General features: G+C 37.5%; 1 protein-coding gene and 2 pseudogenes. All 3 read left to right on the top strand.

Annotated features, from left to right (window positions below):
• A pseudogene (locus HUK45_RS09105) lies at positions 1 to 535 on the top strand (YSIRK signal domain/LPXTG anchor domain surface protein); the annotation flags it as partial.
• 214 nt (positions 536 to 749) lie between these two features.
• A pseudogene (locus HUK45_RS09845) lies at positions 750 to 863 on the top strand (YSIRK-type signal peptide-containing protein); the annotation flags it as partial.
• Positions 864 to 1,382: 519 nt separating this feature from the next.
• On the top strand, positions 1,383 to 2,350 hold a 968-nt coding region (locus tag HUK45_RS09650), incomplete at its 3' end, for a mucin-binding protein (RefSeq protein WP_413230834.1).

Below are 2,350 nucleotides of genomic sequence, written 5' to 3'. Positions count from 1 at the left end.
TCGTCTTGTTCGTACTCTTGGAGCGACGAGTGGCCAGTATACTGTATACCAGTACATCACAACTTTTGTTTACACTAAGGACACAGATCCAACTGATCCCAAAACGCCAGAGACAACAACAACTGATCCAAAGACACCAAGCGATAAGCTTCCGGACAACTCTGGCAAGAACTATCCAAAGGGTGTTGACACGACTGATTTGAATAAGACAATCACGCCCGGTGTGGCCTTGATCCCAACTAATGGCGGTCAACCAACAACTAATGATCATCAAGGACAAGGAACACCAGCTACTAATACGCCTACGAACACTACTCCTAATGGAAATGCTGTTACTGGCAAACGCAAACTAGAAGGTAATGTTCCTAACATGTACACTGTGAAGACGATTACGTTTCAACCAACGACAGCTAAGGATAACCAACTACCACAAACTGGTAATGACAATAGCTTACATACAACCGTTGCCTGGATTATTGTAAGCCTGTTAACCAGTTGCTTAGCTGTTCTTGGCATTAATAAACATCAAGGCTAATATGATTACCTACCAACCATTACGAAGTTAATTAAGATGCGATGCTTTAATTAGCTTCGTAATTTTGAATAATATATCATTATAACAGGATAGAATAAACTTTATATAAATATAAGCAATGGGGATTGATTTCTAATCTTTTGAGAATACTGTTTATGGTTGATTTTTTATACAGTGTTTCCAACTGAGAGTAAATATATAAAGGGGAGATACTATGTTATCAGCAAAGAATTATCAAGGCCGTCTGGTAAAGTTAAAACCAAAACAAGATCATTTTTCACTTCGTAAGTTATCTATTGGTGTTATTTCTGTTACCATAGGGATTACCTTATACTTTTGGGACTCCTCTGCTATGGCTGATACGAATTTGAGGGATAATAACAATCAACAATTAGTCGGATCGGGTAATGGCACCAATATAATAAATGATAAAGTTCAAATTCCAACCGGTGCTTTTCAGTCTAAACAAATGCAAACTGAAAATTGCAAAGTAAATAATCAGATGTTGGATAAAACTGAAGTAACAAATTCTGCTAAAAATTCTTCTACACTAAATGTGGAAAATTCCGAGACTGCTGATTTGTCGAGATTTGATTACTCTTTATATACAAAAAAAGTAAAGAGTTTTAAATTTAATCCAGGTAATAACAATGTAATTAGAACAGTAATATTAAACAAACCTACCGGTGTTGAAACTGTAACTATGACTTTGAATGTTAGCTGCTTTTTAGGCAGACATAGAAAGCATAAATCGCACACATCTACTAGATCGAGTATTTATAAATATATACCTCAAGTTATTGCTGACGTAAATACATCCAATAATCCATCGCCCAAAATATCAACTTTGTCTAAAAGCATTTTACCAAAAACTTTTTTTCAAGTAGATAAGAATACATTTCTTACTCAACAGGATAAAGAGAACTATGAGAAATTTATATCAGTTAATAAGAATGATATTAGCATAGAATTACCAGCTTTTGACATTGATGATATTATTGATGTTCCAGGATATTCTTATCATATTAATGCAGAAAAGACTACTCCTGGAGCAGGATTAGGTAAAGAAAAATTTTACATCTACACTGAACAACCACAAACAGTTGTTATCGACTATACCCCGATTACGGTTAAGGTTGAACATAAGATCATCACGGTAACACCAACCGATCCGAAGACACCAAGCGATAAGCTTCCAGACAATCCTGGCAAGAACTATCCAAAGGGTGTTGATAAGAAAGATCTGAACAAGACTGTTAAGCGGACGATTACTGTTAAGAAACCAGCTGGCTCAACTGTTGATGCTAGTCAAGAGACTACTCTAACTCGGACGGCTACTGTTGACGAGGTTACAGGCCAAGTTACGTATGGCAAATGGACAACCTCAAAGCTTGATAAGTATAATGCACCAGAAATTCCAGGTTACACTCCAAGTCAAGCAGAAGTCCCTGCAGTTGATCAGGTAACGGTTGATTACACAGATCCAAAAATTGAAATTACCTACACGCCAACCGAACAGACTGGGAAGATCACATACGTTGATCCAAACGGCAAAGAAGTTGGTACTACCCCATTAACAGGAAAGACGGATGAAGATATTCCAGTTACACCAAACGTTCCTGCAGGTTGGCAGATTGTTCCTGATCAAAAGGTTCCAACAACGATCACCGCTACTCCAGACGGCATTCCAACAGTTACGGTTAAGGTTGAACATAAGATCATCACGGTAACACCAACCGATCCGAAGACACCAAGCGATAAGCTTCCAGACAATCCTGGCAAGAACTATCCAAAGGGTGTTGATAAGAAAGATCT

The sequence above is a fragment of the Limosilactobacillus urinaemulieris genome, assembly GCF_014838745.1.
GTDB classification, from domain to species: Bacteria; Bacillota; Bacilli; order Lactobacillales; family Lactobacillaceae; genus Limosilactobacillus; species Limosilactobacillus urinaemulieris.
Note: the sequence above shows the minus strand (reverse complement) of the source record. Positions and strands in the feature narration are given on the sequence as shown.